Source organism: Arthrobacter methylotrophus, assembly GCF_039539965.1.
GTDB classification, from domain to species: Bacteria; Actinomycetota; Actinomycetes; order Actinomycetales; family Micrococcaceae; genus Arthrobacter; species Arthrobacter methylotrophus.
The window spans coordinates 934,407-950,506 of the sequence record NZ_BAABED010000001.1; the positions used below are offsets into that span (position 1 = coordinate 934,407).

Annotated in this window: 12 protein-coding genes and 2 tRNA genes; 9 read left to right on the plus strand and 5 right to left on the minus strand. The window is 62.3% G+C overall.

Features of this window, described 5'->3' with window-relative positions:
* Nucleotides 1-26 precede the first annotated feature (26 nt).
* Nucleotides 27-1,472, minus strand: coding sequence for a zinc-dependent metalloprotease (locus tag ABD884_RS04660; RefSeq protein WP_345038248.1), 1,446 nt, complete (start codon nt 1,470-1,472; stop codon nt 27-29).
* Nucleotides 1,473-1,845: 373 nt separating this feature from the next.
* Between ABD884_RS04660 and ABD884_RS04665 the strand changes: the two genes are divergently transcribed.
* The 3 genes from ABD884_RS04665 to ABD884_RS04675 all read left to right on the plus strand — a co-directional run bounded on the left by ABD884_RS04665 (nt 1,846) and on the right by ABD884_RS04675 (nt 6,280).
* Entirely contained in the window at nt 1,846-2,874 is a 1,029-nt protein-coding gene (locus tag ABD884_RS04665) for a YlbL family protein (protein WP_345054544.1), read from the plus strand.
* Nucleotides 2,875-3,006: 132 nt separating this feature from the next.
* On the plus strand, nt 3,007-6,003 hold the full coding sequence (locus ABD884_RS04670; protein ID WP_345038254.1) for a UPF0182 family membrane protein: 2,997 nt from the start codon (nt 3,007-3,009) through the stop codon (nt 6,001-6,003).
* A gap of 203 nt (nt 6,004-6,206) precedes the next feature.
* A tRNA-Met gene (locus ABD884_RS04675) sits at nt 6,207-6,280 on the plus strand.
* A gap of 134 nt (nt 6,281-6,414) precedes the next feature.
* On the opposite strand, the gene ABD884_RS04680 is transcribed toward ABD884_RS04675, so the two are convergent.
* Nucleotides 6,415-6,621 carry a hypothetical protein gene (locus ABD884_RS04680; protein WP_345038262.1) on the minus strand — a complete coding sequence of 69 codons (207 nt, stop codon included), beginning with the start codon at nt 6,619-6,621 and terminating at the stop codon, nt 6,415-6,417.
* Nucleotides 6,622-6,831: 210 nt separating this feature from the next.
* On the opposite strand from ABD884_RS04680, the gene ABD884_RS04685 reads away from it, so the two are divergent.
* The 5 genes from ABD884_RS04685 (at nt 6,832) to ABD884_RS04705 (ending at nt 11,030) form a co-directional block, all read left to right on the plus strand.
* Nucleotides 6,832-6,905 (plus strand) — tRNA-Met (locus ABD884_RS04685).
* Nucleotides 6,906-7,071: 166 nt separating this feature from the next.
* Nucleotides 7,072-7,839, plus strand: coding sequence for an electron transfer flavoprotein subunit beta/FixA family protein (locus ABD884_RS04690; protein ID WP_345038270.1), 768 nt, complete (start codon nt 7,072-7,074; stop codon nt 7,837-7,839).
* Nucleotides 7,840-7,851: 12 nt separating this feature from the next.
* Entirely contained in the window at nt 7,852-8,823 is a 972-nt protein-coding gene (locus tag ABD884_RS04695; RefSeq protein ID WP_345038279.1) for an electron transfer flavoprotein subunit alpha/FixB family protein, read from the plus strand.
* 90 nt (nt 8,824-8,913) lie between these two features.
* Complete coding sequence (locus tag ABD884_RS04700) at nt 8,914-9,846, plus strand: cytochrome b/b6 domain-containing protein (RefSeq protein WP_345054547.1); 933 nt, start codon at nt 8,914-8,916, stop codon at nt 9,844-9,846.
* 47 nt (nt 9,847-9,893) lie between these two features.
* Complete coding sequence (locus ABD884_RS04705) at nt 9,894-11,030, plus strand: acyl-CoA dehydrogenase family protein (protein ID WP_345038289.1); 1,137 nt, start codon at nt 9,894-9,896, stop codon at nt 11,028-11,030.
* Between the two features lie 113 nt (nt 11,031-11,143).
* Here the strand turns inward: ABD884_RS04705 and ABD884_RS04710 are convergent, their stop codons facing one another.
* From ABD884_RS04710 to ABD884_RS04720, 3 genes are all read right to left on the minus strand, one after another.
* Complete coding sequence (locus tag ABD884_RS04710) at nt 11,144-11,932, minus strand: PspA/IM30 family protein (protein WP_345038293.1); 789 nt, start codon at nt 11,930-11,932, stop codon at nt 11,144-11,146.
* A gap of 100 nt (nt 11,933-12,032) precedes the next feature.
* Nucleotides 12,033-14,075, minus strand: a complete 2,043-nt coding sequence (locus tag ABD884_RS04715) for a TPM domain-containing protein (protein ID WP_345038303.1) — start codon at nt 14,073-14,075, stop codon at nt 12,033-12,035.
* 59 nt (nt 14,076-14,134) lie between these two features.
* Nucleotides 14,135-14,407 carry a hypothetical protein gene (locus ABD884_RS04720; RefSeq protein WP_345038308.1) on the minus strand — a complete coding sequence of 91 codons (273 nt, stop codon included), beginning with the start codon at nt 14,405-14,407 and terminating at the stop codon, nt 14,135-14,137.
* On the opposite strand from ABD884_RS04720, the gene ABD884_RS04725 reads away from it, so the two are divergent.
* Nucleotides 14,406-16,073: a trypsin-like peptidase domain-containing protein gene (locus ABD884_RS04725; protein WP_345038315.1), complete on the plus strand. Its 1,668-nt coding sequence runs from the start codon at nt 14,406-14,408 to the stop codon at nt 16,071-16,073. The two genes, ABD884_RS04720 and ABD884_RS04725, sit on opposite strands and share 2 nt — an antisense overlap.
* Nucleotides 16,074-16,100 lie beyond the last annotated feature (27 nt).

The following is a 16,100-nucleotide window of genomic DNA, read 5'->3' on the forward strand; positions in this document are numbered from 1 at the left end:
GGACAGCGCTTCGAAGCCTCGGACGGTTAGGCCTTGGGCTCGCCTGGCTCCGTGTTGTCAGGGGAGTTTCCGTCTTCGGGCTTTGGAGCCTCCGGAGTGCCCTCTGTGTTCCCCTCATCCTTCGGAGTGTCGTAGCCCCCCTCAAGGAGCTTCTGCAGGGCATCGTCTACCTCGGTATCGCTAGCTTCAGCGAGGCGACGCCGTTCGGTGAAGCCCTTCGGGTCGTCGAGGTCATGGGCCGTGGGGAGCAAATCCGGGTGCTGCCAGATGGCATCGCGGCCAGCGATTCCACGTTCGTCCTTCAGCACAGCCCACAGTGTGGCGGCTTCGCGGAGTCGCCGTGGGCGCAGTTCCAGTCCCACCAGCGAAGCGAACGCATGCTCGGCGGGTCCTCCGGTGGCGCGACGCCGACGCACCGTTTCGCGGAGTGCGACGGCGGATGGCAGCACGTTCTCGGTCGCAGCGGCCGTGAGTTCGTCCACCCAGCCCTCAACAAGCGCCAAGGCAGTTTCGAGTTTCTCCAGTGCCGCTGCCTGTTCAGGAGTGCGTTCGGGCGTGAACACTCCTTGTGAGAGGGCTTCTTGAATGCCCTCGGGGTTGCCGGGGTCCAATTCGCGGGCGAGCTCCTCGACGCGCGACATGTCAATATGGATTCCCCGGGCGTAAGCTTCGATCGCCCCGAGGAGGTGGCCGCGGAGCCAGGGAACCTGCACGAACAGCCGGGCATGCGCGGCTTCCCGCACGGCGAGGAACAAGCGGACGTCGGTCTCGGGGACACTCAGGCCTTCGCCGAATTTAGCCACGTTGGCTGGCAGGAGGGCCATCTCGAGATCAGCAAGTGGAACGCCGATGTCGGTGGAGCTGACCACTTCGGCCGACAGCGCGCCGATGGCCTGGCCCAGTTGCATGCCGAAGATGGCTCCCCCCATGTTCTGCAGCATGGATGAGGTGCCACCCATCATGGTCTTCATTTCTTCCGGCATCTGCTGGGTCAGCGCGTCGGAGAGCGCATTGGCGATGCTGTTGGCCACGGGCTCTGTGAGCCTTTTCCAGGTAGCGAGGGTGGCTTCCACCCACTCAGCGCGGGACCACGCACGGCCGATCAAGCCCGTTGCCTGAAGATCGGTGACAGGGTCCAACCAGAGTTCCGCGAGCCGGAGTGCCTCGTCGACTTCGCGGGTCTGCAGCGCATTTACCGACGGATCCGTGCCGGCGGCGGCAACACGGCGGGCATTTTCGTGCGCGAGTTGCCAATTGACGGGGCCCTCGGAAGTGGAGCTCATCATCGCCTGCACTTGGGCGAACATTTGCTGCAGCATATTGGGATCGCTAGGCAGCCCCGCGGCCTTCGCCAACTCTGCGGGGTCGATGTCGCCCATGCCTTGCCCGCCCATGAGTTTCTTCAGCATTTCAGCTAAGGGATCCTGGGGTGATTCGTCTCCATTGGAGGGCGTGTTGGGGTTGGAGGTCATGGTGCCGCCGATCGTCGGTGTGACTGGTGATCACTTTCAAGGTACCGCGAGGACCGGGGGCTGTCTGCCTCAGGGACGCGTCGTTCGCTCTAGGCAAAGCATGACTGGCAGGTGCAGCAAGTAGGGTGGATCGTTGGTATGTTTACTGGCCTCCACTCGAGGGGGCGAAACGGTAGCGTTGGGCACGGTGTTCCCGGCGCGGAGAGGTCCTTCATTGACTAGTTTGCCGAGCTCCGGAGCTGCCGGGGATCCCGGACAGCCTCTCGATTCCTCCAACTCGCCGTCCGCTCCAATCCCGCAGGACCCTTCCTTGGCGGAAGAGCAGCCCCACGCGCCGAATCCGGCGAAGCGCCGGGACGGTCGGTACTACGCGATGTTGGTCTCCGGTGCCCTGACCGTTGTGTTGGGTATCGCCGCTGCCGTTCTCCCCGCTCCTTACGTCGTGGAGTCGCCGGGACCGACGTTCAACACCCTGGGTGTGGACCACAACAAGCCGGTCATCAGCATCACGGGGCATGCGACGTATCCCGCGAAAGGAAGCCTGGACCTGACCACGGTCTACATCAACGGTGGACCCAACGGACCCGTGAGCATTTTCGAGGCGTTTCAAGCCTGGCTGGATGGCTCCAAGGCCGTGTACCCCGAAGAACTGCTTTATCCCAAGGGCGTCACCAAGCAGCAATCCGAACAGGAAAGCGCGCTTGCCATGACCACCTCGCAGGAGAACGCCGTTGCCTCCGCCCTCCAGGAAGAGAACATTCCGTTCGGGCAGAAGCTTGAAGTCGCAGGGTTGTCCGACGGCTCGGCCTCGGCAGGCAAACTCCAAACAGGAGATGTGTTCACCTCGATCAACGGCAAAGCGATCACGTCGCTCAGCGTGGTCCAGACGGCTCTCTCCGACGGCGCAGGCGCGCCCGCAGCCGTCGTCGTCGATCGGAACGGCAAACCGGTGACGGTGGACATCACCCCGGGCAAGAGCTCAAGTGGAAAGTACATCCTGGGGGTTCTGTTGCAGTACAAGTTCACGTTCCCGTTCGACGTCAAGATTTCCTTGGACCAGGTGGGTGGGCCGAGCGCCGGCATGATGTTCGCGCTCGGCATCATTGACAGCATCACGCCCGGCGACCTCACGGGTGGCAAGCATGTGGCGGGTACTGGCACGATTTCCCCCGACGGAACCGTGGGACCCATTGGCGGAATCGCCCAGAAAATGCGAGGAGCCCGCAACGGCGGAGCCACGCTTTTCCTCGCCCCGGCCGCTAATTGCGACGAGGTTGTGGGACACATTCCGGACGGGCTGCAGGTGGTCAAAGTGGAGACCCTGGCGGATGCAAAGTCAGCTGTTGAACGACTCGCCTCGGGCCAGGATATGTCCCGCCTCCCGACCTGCTCCAACAACTAGACTGATGATGGAACTTAGCTCCACCGCCACTCGTGGCACTAATGCCGGTTTCCGCCATTAGTGCCCGGCACGGAGCCGACGAACACACGCACTGATGACCGTTAACTGACGACCAGCGATGAGGTACCAAGTTTGTCCCGTCCAGCCAGCACCAGCCCGCCCGGAAGACCGACGCGGAGACGGGGTGCCCTCACTCCGACCTTGATCATCGTGGCCGTCGCGGTGGTGGGGTTCATCTTCTTCGCCAACGTGTGGACAGATGTCCTCTGGTACCAGCAGCTGGGCTTCTTCGAGGTCTATTTCAAAGAGAACCTCTCCCGGATCCTGATCTTCCTGGCGGGCTTCGTCCTGATGTCCGTGCCGGTTTTCTACGCGATCCGCGTCGCCTACCATGCCCGGCCGGTCTATGCTCCGGATGCCGAGGTCAGGGACAACCTGAACCGTTACCAGGCCCAACTTGAACCCGTACGCCGCGTGGTCATGATCGGCATCCCCGGGCTGTTCGGGCTGTTCGCCGGGAGCGCTGCCGCGAGCCAGTGGCAAACGGTGCTTCTGTTCTTCAACCAAGTGCCGTTCGGCCAGACCGATCCTCAATTTGGCCTGGACATCAGCTTCTATCTCATGACCTTGCCGTTCCTTGGCTTTGTCACGGGCTTCCTCATGAGTGTTGTGGTGATTGCCGGGATCGCCGGAATCCTGACCCACTACCTCTACGGCAGTATCCGGCTCATGGAGCGGGGCATCTTCACGAGCCGCGCGGCCCAGATCCACTTGGCCGTGACCGGTGCGATTTTCCTGTTGCTGCTTGGAGCCAACTTCTGGCTCGACGTCTACGGAACCGTCCAAAACAACGGCGGGCATTGGGCGGGTGCCCTCTACACTGACGTCAATGCGGTGATTCCCACGAAGACCATCCTCGCGGTTGCCGCGGGCTTGGTGGCGATCCTCTTCATTGTGGCGGCCGTGATTGGCCGTTGGCGATTGCCCGTCATCGGCACGGCCATGCTGATCATCACCTCCATACTCGCCGGCGGGGTCTACCCGTGGGTCATCCAGCAGTTCCAGGTCCGTCCTTCGGAGCAGACACTGGAAAACAAGTACATTGACCGCAATATAACCATGACCCGGGCCGCTTATGGTTTGGACAAGATCCAGGTATCCCCTTACAACGCCACTACGGATGCCAAGACCGGCGCTCTTGCCAAGGATGCGCAGACGACCGCCAATATCCGGCTGCTGGACCCGAACCTGGTCTCTTCGGCGTTCTCCCAGCTGGAGCAGTACCGGCCGTACTACCAGTTCCCGAAGTCCTTGAACGTTGACCGCTACACCGTGGACGGCAAGACCCAGGACACCGTCATTGCGGTCCGCGAGTTGAATCAGGACGGGTTGAACGCCAGCCAGCAGACCTGGGTCAACCGGCATATCGTCTACACGCACGGTTACGGCGTGGTGGCCGCCAAGGGCAACACGGTCACCGTTGACGGCAAGCCGGACTTCCTGTTGTCCGGCATCCCGTCCATGGGCACTCTCGGTAATGATGCGAGCTATCAACCCCGCATCTACTTCGGTGAAGATTCTCCGGACTACTCGATTGTCGGTGCCCCGGACGGCGCTCCGCACCGCGAGCAGGACCGTCCGGCCGCGACGGACAGCACCACTGAAACCCAGTACACATTCACCGGCAACGGTGGCCCCAACGTGGGTAACTGGTTCAACCGCCTCCTGTACTCCATCAAGTTCCAGTCCTCGGATCTGCTGCTCTCGGACGGCGTCAATGAGAAGTCGCAGATTCTCTATGACCGGACCCCGCGCGAGCGAGTCGAAAAGGTCGCGCCGTACTTGACGGTAGATGGCAGCGCTTATCCTGCCGTGGTCGACGGGCGGGTGAAGTGGATTGTGGATGGTTATACCACCAGCCAATACTTCCCGTACTCCCAGCAGCAGCAACTGCAAACCGCTACGGCCGACTCGCAGACGACCTCCGGACGCACTGCGCTCTTACCGAACAACACCGTCAACTACATCAAGAACTCGGTCAAAGCTACTGTTGATGCCTATGACGGCTCAGTGACGCTGTACGCCTGGGATGACCAGGACCCCATCCTGAAGTCGTGGCAGAAGGTTTTCCCTAGCACTATCAAACCGATTTCGGAGATGTCCGGACAGCTGATGAGCCACGTGCGGTATCCGGAGGATCTCTTCAAGGTCCAGCAAGAGTTGCTTGGGCGGTACCACGTGACCAATGCGGACAGCTTCTACCAAAACAACGACGCGTGGAGTGTCCCGAACGACCCCACCGTCTCGGATCCCGTCCGGCAGCCTCCCTACTACCTGTCCCTGCAGATGCCTGGCCAGACCAAGCCGGCCTTCCAGCTGACGTCGTCCTTCATCCCGCAGGTGGTTAACGGCAACGCTCGGAACATCCTGTACGGGTTCCTTGCCGCTGATTCCGACGCCGGCAGCCAGAAGGGGGTGAAGGCGGACTCGTATGGCCAGTTGCGATTACTTCAGTTGCCAACGGATACCCAGGTTCCGGGGCCAGGCCAGGCCCAGAACAAGTTCAACTCTGATCCTGATGTGTCGCAGCAACTTAACCTGCTCAGACAGGGCGCCTCGGATGTGCTCAATGGCAATCTCCTGACGCTTCCTGTGGGTGGCGGCCTGTTGTATGTGCAGCCGGTGTACGTGAAGTCAACGGGTGAAACGTCCTATCCAACGCTTCAGCGGGTCCTCGTAGCCTTCGGCGACAAGGTAGGTTTCGCCTCCACTTTGGATGCCGCTCTGAAGGTTTTGTTCGGCGGCGATTCCGGGGCCTCGGCAGGGGACTCGGCCAATAACGGTCAGACCCCCACCCCGCCAGGGACCACGACGCCACCCGCTGCGGCCGATGCCCAGGCACAGTTGAAGGCTGCGCTGGATCAGGCCAACAAGGCTATCCAGGACGGCCAGGCTGCGCTGGCCAAGGGCGACTTCGCCGGATACGGCGCCCAGCAGAGCCTCCTTTCCGCGGCACTGCAGAAAGCGCTCGACGCCGAGTCCCGGCTTGGTGCGCCTCCTGCACCGTCAGCCACTGCCAGTCCTTCGGCGAGCCCGTTGCCGACGCCCACGCCGACGCCGAGCAAGTAGGCGATTTTCCGGCTGAGTGATTTTGGCTTATCCGTGGGATGACAAGACCGGGCCAACCCAGACACCAGGGCTGGCCCGGTCTTTCCTGTGAACCGGTTGTCCTGCCGTCGGCTTGCCGCAGGCCGCTCCAGGGGCCGAGAGACGGAGGTCACGTCGCCAGGATTTGGCCTGACATTCACCTGCAGGTAAAGTAGATCTTGCGACGCGGGGTGGAGCAGTTCGGTAGCTCGCTGGGCTCATAACCCAGAGGTCACAGGTTCAAATCCTGTCCCCGCAACTGGAGAAAAGGGTCCGGCACAGTGGAAACACTGTGCCGGACCTTTTTGTTTTCCACCTGTTTGAGGGCGGATGCATCGGGGAACGTCGGATTCTGCTGGATCGTCCGCTTTGGTAAGTCCCGGCGCCCCGGAATCACGCGGCGGGCACCACTGGCGGGTGGAATGATCCAGCAGAATCGATCGAACTCTTCGGCAGTAGAACCACGGTTCCGGGGAGATACTCGCCGCCCCCGCCTTCATCGGGTGTTCTCCAAGGCTCGATGCGGAACCTCTGCTTGCCGTCAGCTAAGGTCCGAAAGCTTAGCCATCCCCGAATGACCCCGCCAACGCTGGGAAGCAAACCCCTCCCTTACACACGTTTTGTCCTATAGCCCCGCGGCCGCCCTGACCTTGTTTGCGCCGGATCGGAGCCTAAATGACCGATTCGCCGTGTCCCGGGCGCTTTCCCGAAGCAAAGAAGGTCACGACTGCGCCACGTATCGGCGAGTGCCGCAGCCCACGGGCGAATGGTCGGAGGCGCCCTGAATGTGCGGTAGAGTTGATTTTGCGACGCGGGGTGGAGCAGTTCGGTAGCTCGCTGGGCTCATAACCCAGAGGTCACAGGTTCAAATCCTGTCCCCGCAACTGGTATAAGGTCCGGCACAGTGCAAACACTGTGCCGGACCTTTTGTTTTCCGCAGAGGAATCATAGGATTTCCAAGCATTCGTCCCGTCGCTCCATGGTAAATACTAGGAGTTCCTAGTATTCTCGATTCCAAGCGTCAGCCATGTGCATCGAGGGAGCTGTTGAATGAAGATCGTCGTGCTCGTCAAACACGTGCCGGATACGGCCGAAGAACGGAAGCTCGATCTGGCTACGGGTCAACTCGATCGTGAGGCAACCGGCGGCGTGGTCGATGAAATCAACGAGCGCGCCCTCGAAGCCGCATTGCGCATCAAGGATTCCAACAAGGGTACGGAAGTGGTGGCGATGACCATGGGCCCTGAGGGAGCGGCCCAGGCCTTGCGGAAGGCTCTTTCCATGGGAGCCGATTCCGGGGTTCACATCGTGGATGACTCCCTGAGCGGCGCCGACACGGGACGAACGGCGGCAACGCTGGCGGCTGCCTTGCGGTCCACAGGTTTTGACGTGGTTCTGGCTGGCAACGAGTCGACGGATGGCCGCGCCGGGGTCATTCCGGCCATGCTTGCCGAACATCTTCAGCTGCCCCTGTTGGGCTCGCTGATCTCCGCCGAAATCGCCGACGGCGCGGTAAGCGGCGTTCGCCAGGGAGAAGGTGGAACCCTTGACATCCATACGGGACTGCCTGCCGTCCTCACTGTGACCGAACGGTTCCCGGAGGCCCGGTTTCCCAACTTCAAGGGCATCCTGACGGCCAAGCGCAAGCCCGTCACCACCCTCTCCGCGTCCAGGCTCGGAGTTCAGGCCCCCGTCAGCCGCACCGTGGTGATTTCCACCGTTGAACGGCCGCCGCGCCCAGCGGGCCGGAAACTCATCGACGACGGGACCGCAGCAAACGAGCTGGCTGAGTTCCTCGTGGCGAATCGCTTGGTCTGAGGAGGAGAAGAAATGTCGAATGTCTTGGTACTCATCGAATTTTCCCCGCGCGGCGAGATTGCCGCTTCCGCCCGCGGGCTGCTGGCTGCCGCGGCCACGCTGGGTTCGCCCGTCGCCGTCGTGGTCTCCGCAACACCGCTGGCGGACGACGACGTTGCGCGCCTGGGTGAGCTCGGAGCGGCAGGGATCTACTCGGCTGTAACAGCCGCCGCCGGCACTGTTTTGCTGGCGCCAGCCGTGGACGCCCTGAGCGGGGCCGTCGACGCCTACGAGCCGGCTGCCGTGCTTGCCGCGAACTCGGTGGACGGCCGCGAAGCAGCCGCCCGTCTTGCTGTGCGGGTCGGCGGCAGCGTGCTCGCCGACGTCGTGCACGTGCACAACGGCAACGGAACCGTGGTTGCCCAACATTCGGTCTTTGGCGGTGCCTACACCGTCGAGTCGGTGGTGGAAGGCGGACTGCCGATCCTGACCATCCGCCAAGGCGCGATCGAAGGTCAGGCTCCCACGGTTCAAGCCGAGCTCAAGACTGTGTCCCTGGGAAGCAACGCAGAAGGCGTCGTTCTCATTGACGGGTTCCATGACGATCCCGCCGGCTCCGCGCGACCCGAGCTCCGCAGCGCGGCAACGGTGGTTTCCGGGGGACGTGGACTTGGCTCATCCGCGAACTTCGTGCTGGTGGAACAGCTCGCCGATACCCTGGGTGCGGCTGTCGGTGCGTCGCGCGCCGCCGTCGACGCCGGGTACGTCGCCCAGACCGCACAGGTAGGCCAGACCGGTGTCAGCGTGTCCCCACAGCTGTACATCGCCTTGGGAATATCCGGAGCCATCCAGCACCGCGCTGGCATGCAGACCTCCAAGACCATCGTCGCCATCAACAAAGACGAGGACGCGCCTATTTTTGACGTGGCCGACTTCGGAATCGTGGGGGATATTTTCACGGTGGTTCCGCAACTCATCGAGGCCGTCAAAGCCCGATCCAACTGACGGCGTAACAGGCTTTGGCCGCTCCAGCCCAAAGCCTGTTAGCTTGATGCGTCCCTGATTGCAAAGTTCTTCCGAGAGGTGTCTGAGAAGATGTCCACCCCCGCGAAAAAGTCGACGGCAGCCAAGAGCAGATGGTCCCAACCCCTCTGGGTGGTTCCGGGCGTGCTGATCGTACTTTTGCTCATTGTCCTGTTGGCCAAATGGTTGACGGGCCTGTCGGGTGTGCAGTCGTTCCTGCACGACTACCCGGGCGCATCAAGCCTCCCGGAGAACGCTCCCGTGGGGTTCCCGGCCTGGCTGGGGTGGCAGCATTTCCTGAACGTCTTCTTTATGGTGCTCATCGTTCGCTCCGGCTGGCAGGTCCGCACCGCCAAGAGGCCTCCGGCCCAATGGACCCGTAACAACACAGGGTTGATCCGGACCAAGAATGCGCCCACCAAGATCAGCCTCGACCTCTGGTTCCACCTGACACTTGATGCATTCTGGGTGTTGAACGGAATTGTCTTCCTCATCGTGATCTTTGCCACCGGGCAATGGATGCGGATCGTTCCCACCAGCTGGGATGTGTTCCCGAACGCCCTTTCCGCGGCCCTCCAGTACGCATCCTTGAACTGGCCCACCGAAGACGGCTGGGTCAACTACAACGCCCTGCAATTGCTGACCTACTTCGTCACGGTCTTCATCGCCGCTCCGCTTGCCATCATCACCGGCCTGCGCACGTCCTCGGCGTGGCCGAAGAAGGCGGGCACCGTGAACAAGATCTATCCCATCGAACTTGCCCGGGCAGTGCATTTCCCGGTGATGGTGTACTTCGTGCTCTTCACCATCGTGCACGTCACCTTGGTGCTCGCCACCGGGGCGCTACGCAACCTGAACCACATGTACGGCAGCAGCGACGACATCAACTGGGTTGGCTTCGGCATCTTTGCCGTGTCCCTCCTGGTCATTGTGGGCGCGTGGTTCCTCGCCAGGCCGTTGTTCCTTCGCCCCATCGCATCCCTGATGGGGAAAGTCAGCAAATAACCCCAACGGACAGCTAGAAATAGACCGGACCCGGAAAAGGAGTGACAATGTTTGAGCTCACAGAGGACCAGCAAGCCGTGGTGGAGATGGTGCGCGACTTCGCCACGACGGCCATTGCCCCACACGCCGCAGAATGGGATGAGACCAAACACTTCCCCGTGGATGTCCTGAAGGAAGCGGGCACCCTTGGCATGGGAGGCATCTACGTCCGGGAAGAGTTCGGCGGCTCAGGCCTCAGCCGCACGGATGCCGCGCTGATTTTTGAAGAGCTCTCCAAGGCAGACCCCACTATCGCGGCGTATATTTCCATCCACAACATGGTGGTGTGGATGATCGACGCGTTTGGCAACGATGAGCAGCGGGCCCAATGGGTGCCGCAGCTTGCGTCCATGGAGGCTCTGGGCAGCTATTGCCTCACGGAGCCCGGTGCGGGCTCCGACGCTGCCGCGCTGAGCACCAAGGCAGTCCTCGACGGCGACAGTTATGTCCTCAATGGAACCAAACAGTTCATTTCCGGTGCTGGCGTTTCGAGCATCTATGTGGTCATGGCGCGGACCGCCGACACAGGCAGCCAGGGCATCACCGCCATCGTGGTACCTGCGGATGCTGCGGACCTGTCCTTCGGCCCGAACGAAAAGAAAATGGGGTGGAACGCCCAGCCCACCCGGCAGGTCATCTTCGAAGACGTACGCGTCCCCGTGGCAAACCGGCTGGGCGAGGAAGGCAGCGGATTCGGCATCGCCATGAAGGGCCTCAACGGAGGAAGGGTCAATATGGGCGCCTGTTCCCTGGGAGGGGGCCAGACGGCGTTGGACAAGTCCATCGCCTACCTCAAGTCACGTTCGGCCTTCGGTGGGCCGCTCATCAACCAGCAGTCGCTGCTCTTTGATATCGCCGACATGGATACGGAACTCGAAACCGCCAGGACGTTGATCTTTCGGGCGGCTGACGCTTTGGACCGCGGCGCCCCGGACACCGTGCGGCTGTGCGCCATGGCCAAACGCGTCGCCACGGACGCAGGGTTCAACGTGGCAAACAAGGCCATCCAACTTCATGGCGGCTACGGATACTTGTCCGAATACGGACTCGAGAAGATCGCGCGGGACCTGCGTGTTCACCAGATCCTGGAAGGCAGCAACGAGATCATGCGGCTGATCGTCGGCCGGCTTGCGGTGGGAGCGTAGAAACACTTCTCAAACGACCGGCCGGGCCTTTTTGGAGGCCCGGCCGGTCATAATGCTGATTCAAGGATTCTGCTTAGCCAATCGCCGCGCGGAGGCAAACCGGCGGCAAGCTCCTAGAGCTTGTCGAAGTCGGCTTCATCAACCGTGTCGTCAGCCGGAGCGGTGGCGCCCGCGCCGATCGCAGCGTTCGAACCACCGGACTTCAGGGCCGCCAGACGAGCCTCGATTTCCGTCTGTTCGCCGAGGTCTTCAAGCTGGTTGAACTGCGCGTCGAGGCTGGAGGCTGCAAGCTCTTGCTGCCCGAGGACCTTGGCCTCTTCGCGCCGGATCTTCTCTTCGAAGCGGCCAACCTCACTGGTGGGGTCCATGATGTCGATGCTCTTGAGGGCATCGTGCACCTGGGTCTGGGCAGCCACGGTCTTCGAGCGGGCAATCAGCTCATTGCGCTTGCTGGTGAGCTCGTTGAGCTTGCCCTTCATCTGGTCGAGACCGCTCTTGAGCTTTTCCACGACTTCCGACTGCGAAGCGATGTTAGGCTCTGCGGCCTTGGCCTGGTTCTCGGCCGACATCTGGCGCTGGATGGCCACCTTGGCAAGGTTGTCGAACTTTACGGCGTCGGTCGCGTTACCGGTAGAGCGGTACTCATCCGCCTTGCGGGAGGCAGCCAGGGCCTTGTTGCCCCAGTCCTGGGCGTTCTTGACGTCCTCGCTGTAGTCGGCCTGGAGCATTCGGAGGTTGCCGATGGTCTGCGCTACGGCCGACTCGGCCTCGGCGATGTTGTTTGAGTAGTCGCGGACCATCTGGTCCAGCATCTTCTGCGGGTCCTCAGCCTGGTCGAGCAAGGCATTGATGTTCGCCTTGGCGAGTTGCGCGATCCGCCCGAAAATGGACTGCTTAACCATGGTGTTGCCTTTCGTCCTGCTCAGTGGTGCCCACTGAATCCAGTGATCAGTTCTTGTACCGTTCCAGGTAGGGGGCTAGCCCCCACTTGGTTTTCGTGAGCTAGAAGCTCCCGTCTCCACCGGAGTCGCCGCCCCAGCCGCCGCCACCGCCGTCGCCACCGAAGAAGCCCCCACCTCCACCTCCGCCGCCGCCGAAGAAGCCTCCGCCACCGCCGTCGTTGTTTCCACCGCCCCAGCCGCCTCCGCCGCCGTGGAGGATGGAGTTGATGAGGATGCCGCCGAGAATCGCCCCGCCGAGGCCGCCACCGCTGCCCCCACCACCGAACATGCCGCCACGGCCGTAGCCTTGGTTGGCGAAGCCGCCGAATTGATCGACGTCGGACTGCGCCAGTTGGGCGGCTTGAGCCGCGAGCGACTGTGCCTGCTGGGCGTACGTCAAGGCGGTGACCGGGTCATTACGGGAAATGGACAGGGCGTAGTCGAGATTCCGTTGGGCCTCAGCCAAGCGGGTACGGGCTTCTGTTCCTACGCCGCCGCGTCGCGCCGCAATGTAGTCCGAGGTGGCGCTGATCTGGGACTGGGCAGCCATGATGGTCTGTTGCAGCGAGGCCTGCGCACGCCGGACCTGTTCCTGCTGGTCACGGATTCCGGAGAGGGCCTGGTCCAAGGTCTGGTGTGCCTTCTCCACCCGGTCCAAAGTGGCGATGGGATCGATCTTTCCGCCTTGGATTTCGTTGTTGACCTGGGCCAGCGCAGCTTCGACTGCGGCCACCGGACCCGTCAGTTCCGGGTGTTCGCCGGACTGGATCATGGCCTTGGCCTGCGCCAGGTCCTGGCTGGTGTCTGTTACGGCGCCGTCTAGCGAATTCCGGGCTTTGTCAAGGCTGCCTGCCACCTTGGAGATGGCATCGAGCAGGACGTTGGTCTGGTGGAGGCTCTCTTCCGCGGCGCGGACGGCCACCGCAGCAAGGCTGCTCTCACCCGCCACCAGCTTTTCCTGGGCTGTGCTTGTCGCATTCTGAACGAAGGCAAGCCGGTCCTTGGCCTGCGTGATGTTGTCGCTCACGTGGCCGAGTGCGCTGTCTGCGTACTTTTCGCGCAGCCCTTTGAGGGATTGCTCGGCACTGCTGATCTTTGCTTCGGCTTCCTGCGCGCCCGCAGCCACGGCAGCCAAAGCCTGGGGCGCGTTCTTTTCGAGCTCACGCAAGGAATCGAAATCGGCCTTCTGCTCGCGCAGCGACTCGAGGGCAGCTTCCGAGCGTCGGATGATTTCTCCGAGCCAACTGCGCTGCTGCTCTTCCGTATCCGGGATGTGGTCATCGAGCTGTTGCTGCAGCTTGAATGATTCGGTCATGTGGTTCTTTGCTTCCAGCAAGGCCTTGGTGAAGTTCCCGACGGCGGCATCGCCGTATTGTGCTTGGGCGAAGCCGAGCTCTTGCTCGCTGGACTTGATGGTGTCATCCGCTTCGATGAGCAGGGAGCCGGACTTGCGGCGCAGTTCCGCGATGCTCATGGAAGCAAGCGGATCGAGCTGTTCTCCCTGGGGACCGTAACTAGGGCCTGGTGCGAGGCCCTTCTTGCGACGGTTTCGGAAATACAGGTAGGTTCCCACGCCACCTGCGGCGACAACGGCGGCACCCACGAGTGCAGCAGCGCCCCCGCCTGAATTCTGGGTGTCGCCGATCGCTTTGGCGGCATCGATCGCGGCTTGGTCGTAGTTCTTCTTGTTCTGGACGAGATTTGCAAGCACCGCGTTTTTGATGTCGTCACGCTGGGAATCGGTGATCTTGCTGCCTGGGCCCCGGGTGATGTTGATTTGCCCTGCGTCCGTGGCGATGGCCAACAGGACGTCCGTGGATCCGAAGGACTTTTTCTTGGCCACCGCGTTGCCCCAGTCGGTAGGCGTAGTGGGGTTGGTGAAGGTCTTTTCGGTGACGACGTATAGATTGAACTTGTGGTCGTCGTAGAGGGACTTGATTGCGTTTTGAACCGCAGTCTTGTTCTGCAGGACGCCGGCGTCGTCAGTGATGTTTTGGCCGGACGGGATAGTCACCGGATCAGCTGCCCAGGCTGCGGCTGCTGGAATAGCCAGCATTCCAGCCAAGCCGATGACGGCAAATACACGTTTCAACATTGACCGCATGTGCAACCCTTCAGCACGTCTGCGACTGGTCCAGGCCGGAACAATCGAAACAGAATGCGTCAGCGCCCCCACGCATGGTTGTTAAGCCGCAGGTCGCTGTGGCAATTCCACTTGATTCTATGGTGCACCTTTCGGAGCGTCCACAGCGGTAAATATGCCGCCAGCGAAACGGGGAGAGATCGGTCCTCCTCCAGCGTTGAGGGGCTAGCCGAGGATGTTCGAAGCGGGGATTCGTTCCATTGGTGGCATTCAGCAAGCTCCCAGCGAACGTCGACTCTTGATTCAGCAAGAGCGAGCATAGTTAAGGGGACGAGGAAGAAAGGAAGTCCCATGACGGAGAACCCAGCACAGGGCGCCGCGCCTGAGAACAATGGCCCCGAGAACCATGGTCCTGAGGGCACCGGCCAGGCGGAGGCGGACAAGCAAGCCAATTCCCAGCCTACGGCCCCGCTGCCGGCATACCAGCCGGGTCAGGATTTCACAGCCAAGCCCGAGTACGCTGCGCAGCCAGACAACTCAGCGCAGCCCCCGGCAGCTCCCGCGCCGTGGGCCCACGGCCCCGAAAACGCCACCGAGCAGATCCAGGCGCAGCACGGCGCGCCGCAAAACGGGGGGCCCCAGCACAGCTCGGCCCCGCGGCATCCGGAGCCCCAGCGTCCGGACTACCCTGCCGGGCAAGGGAACCACTATCCGCAGCACCAGCCTTTCTACGGTGGGCCGAACCCCGCGCAACACTTTCCCACACAGCAGTTCCCGGCGGCGCCCCACCAAGGCGGTCCCGGGGCTGGCCCCAAGCGCAAGCCGGTCTTTGGCGTCGGCACCCTGGTAGCCAGCATCCTGGCGGCCGGACTGGTGGGTGGCGGCGTCGTGGCAGCCAGCGATCAATTGTTCGCCGGCCGGACCCCTGCCGCGGCCAGCAGCAGCCAGACCGGGACGGTCATCGTTAACAACACGGATGACGTCAACGCCATCACCGCCGCAGCGGCCAAGGCCTCGCCCAGTGTCGTGACAATCATGGCTTCCAGCGGAAGCCAAGGGGGCACCGGTTCGGGGATCGTCCTCGACGATCAGGGACACATCCTGACCAACACCCACGTGGTGACCCTCGACGGCGCCAGCGCCAACGCCGCACTTGAAGTGAAGTTCAGCGATGGGCGGGTCATGAAGGCGACCGTTGTTGGTACAGACCCGCTGTCGGACCTTGCCGTCATCAAGGTTGACAACGCCACGGGCTTGGTCCCGGCCACACTGGGTGATTCAAGCAAGATCAACGTTGGGGACAACGCCATTGCCATCGGTGCCCCGCTTAACCTGCCGGGCACCGTCACCGACGGCATCGTGTCCACGCTCAACCGCACCATCAGCGTGGCGTCCTCGGCCGTTCCCAACGGGGGCTCGGACAACTCGCAAGGCGGCGGCCAAGGCGGATTCCAGTTCGCTCCTCCAGGCGGCGGCCAGAGCCAGCAAAGCTCGAGCCAGGGCACCGTGTCGCTCAACGTGATCCAGACCGATGCAGCCATCAACCCGGGCAACTCCGGCGGGGCCTTGGTCAACACGAAGGGCGAGATTATCGGCGTCAACGTGGCGATCGCCTCTGCGGGTAGCAGCAGTTCCTCCTCGTCGTCCAGCGGAAACATTGGAGTGGGATTCAGCATCCCGATCAACAACGCGAAGCGTATTGCGCAGGAAATCATCAAGAACGGCAAAGCCACCCACGGGCAGTTCGGCGTCAGCGTCCAGCCCAAGTCGGCTACCGGCAGCAGTTCCGGGTTCTCGGTGGGCGCGCAAGTGGCAAGCGTGACTTCCGGTTCCGCGGCTGAGAAGGCAGGCATCAAGGTGGGCGACGTCGTGACCAAGTTCGCCGGCAAGGACATCACCGATCCCGAGCAGCTCACAGCGGCTGTCCGAGAACAGCCGGCAGGCGCAACGGTCAAGGTGACCGTCCAGCGCGGCGGGCAGTCCCAGGACCTCGACGTGACCCTGGACGCAGCCCCGTAACAGCAATACCCTAACTGCAGATTCCAG

Coding starts and splice junctions, on each gene's coding strand:
- ABD884_RS04660 (WP_345038248.1), bottom strand. CDS start 1,472: ATGACCTCCAACCCCAACACGCCCTCCAATGGAGACGAATCACCCCAG.
- ABD884_RS04665 (WP_345054544.1), top strand. CDS start 1,846: ATGTTGGTCTCCGGTGCCCTGACCGTTGTGTTGGGTATCGCCGCTGCC.
- ABD884_RS04690 (WP_345038270.1), top strand. CDS start 7,072: ATGAAGATCGTCGTGCTCGTCAAACACGTGCCGGATACGGCCGAAGAA.
- ABD884_RS04695 (WP_345038279.1), top strand. CDS start 7,852: ATGTCGAATGTCTTGGTACTCATCGAATTTTCCCCGCGCGGCGAGATT.
- ABD884_RS04700 (WP_345054547.1), top strand. CDS start 8,914: ATGTCCACCCCCGCGAAAAAGTCGACGGCAGCCAAGAGCAGATGGTCC.
- ABD884_RS04705 (WP_345038289.1), top strand. CDS start 9,894: ATGTTTGAGCTCACAGAGGACCAGCAAGCCGTGGTGGAGATGGTGCGC.
- ABD884_RS04710 (WP_345038293.1), bottom strand. CDS start 11,932: ATGGTTAAGCAGTCCATTTTCGGGCGGATCGCGCAACTCGCCAAGGCG.
- ABD884_RS04715 (WP_345038303.1), bottom strand. CDS start 14,075: ATGCGGTCAATGTTGAAACGTGTATTTGCCGTCATCGGCTTGGCTGGA.
- ABD884_RS04725 (WP_345038315.1), top strand. CDS start 14,406: ATGACGGAGAACCCAGCACAGGGCGCCGCGCCTGAGAACAATGGCCCC.
- ABD884_RS04720 (WP_345038308.1), bottom strand. CDS start 14,407: ATGGGACTTCCTTTCTTCCTCGTCCCCTTAACTATGCTCGCTCTTGCT.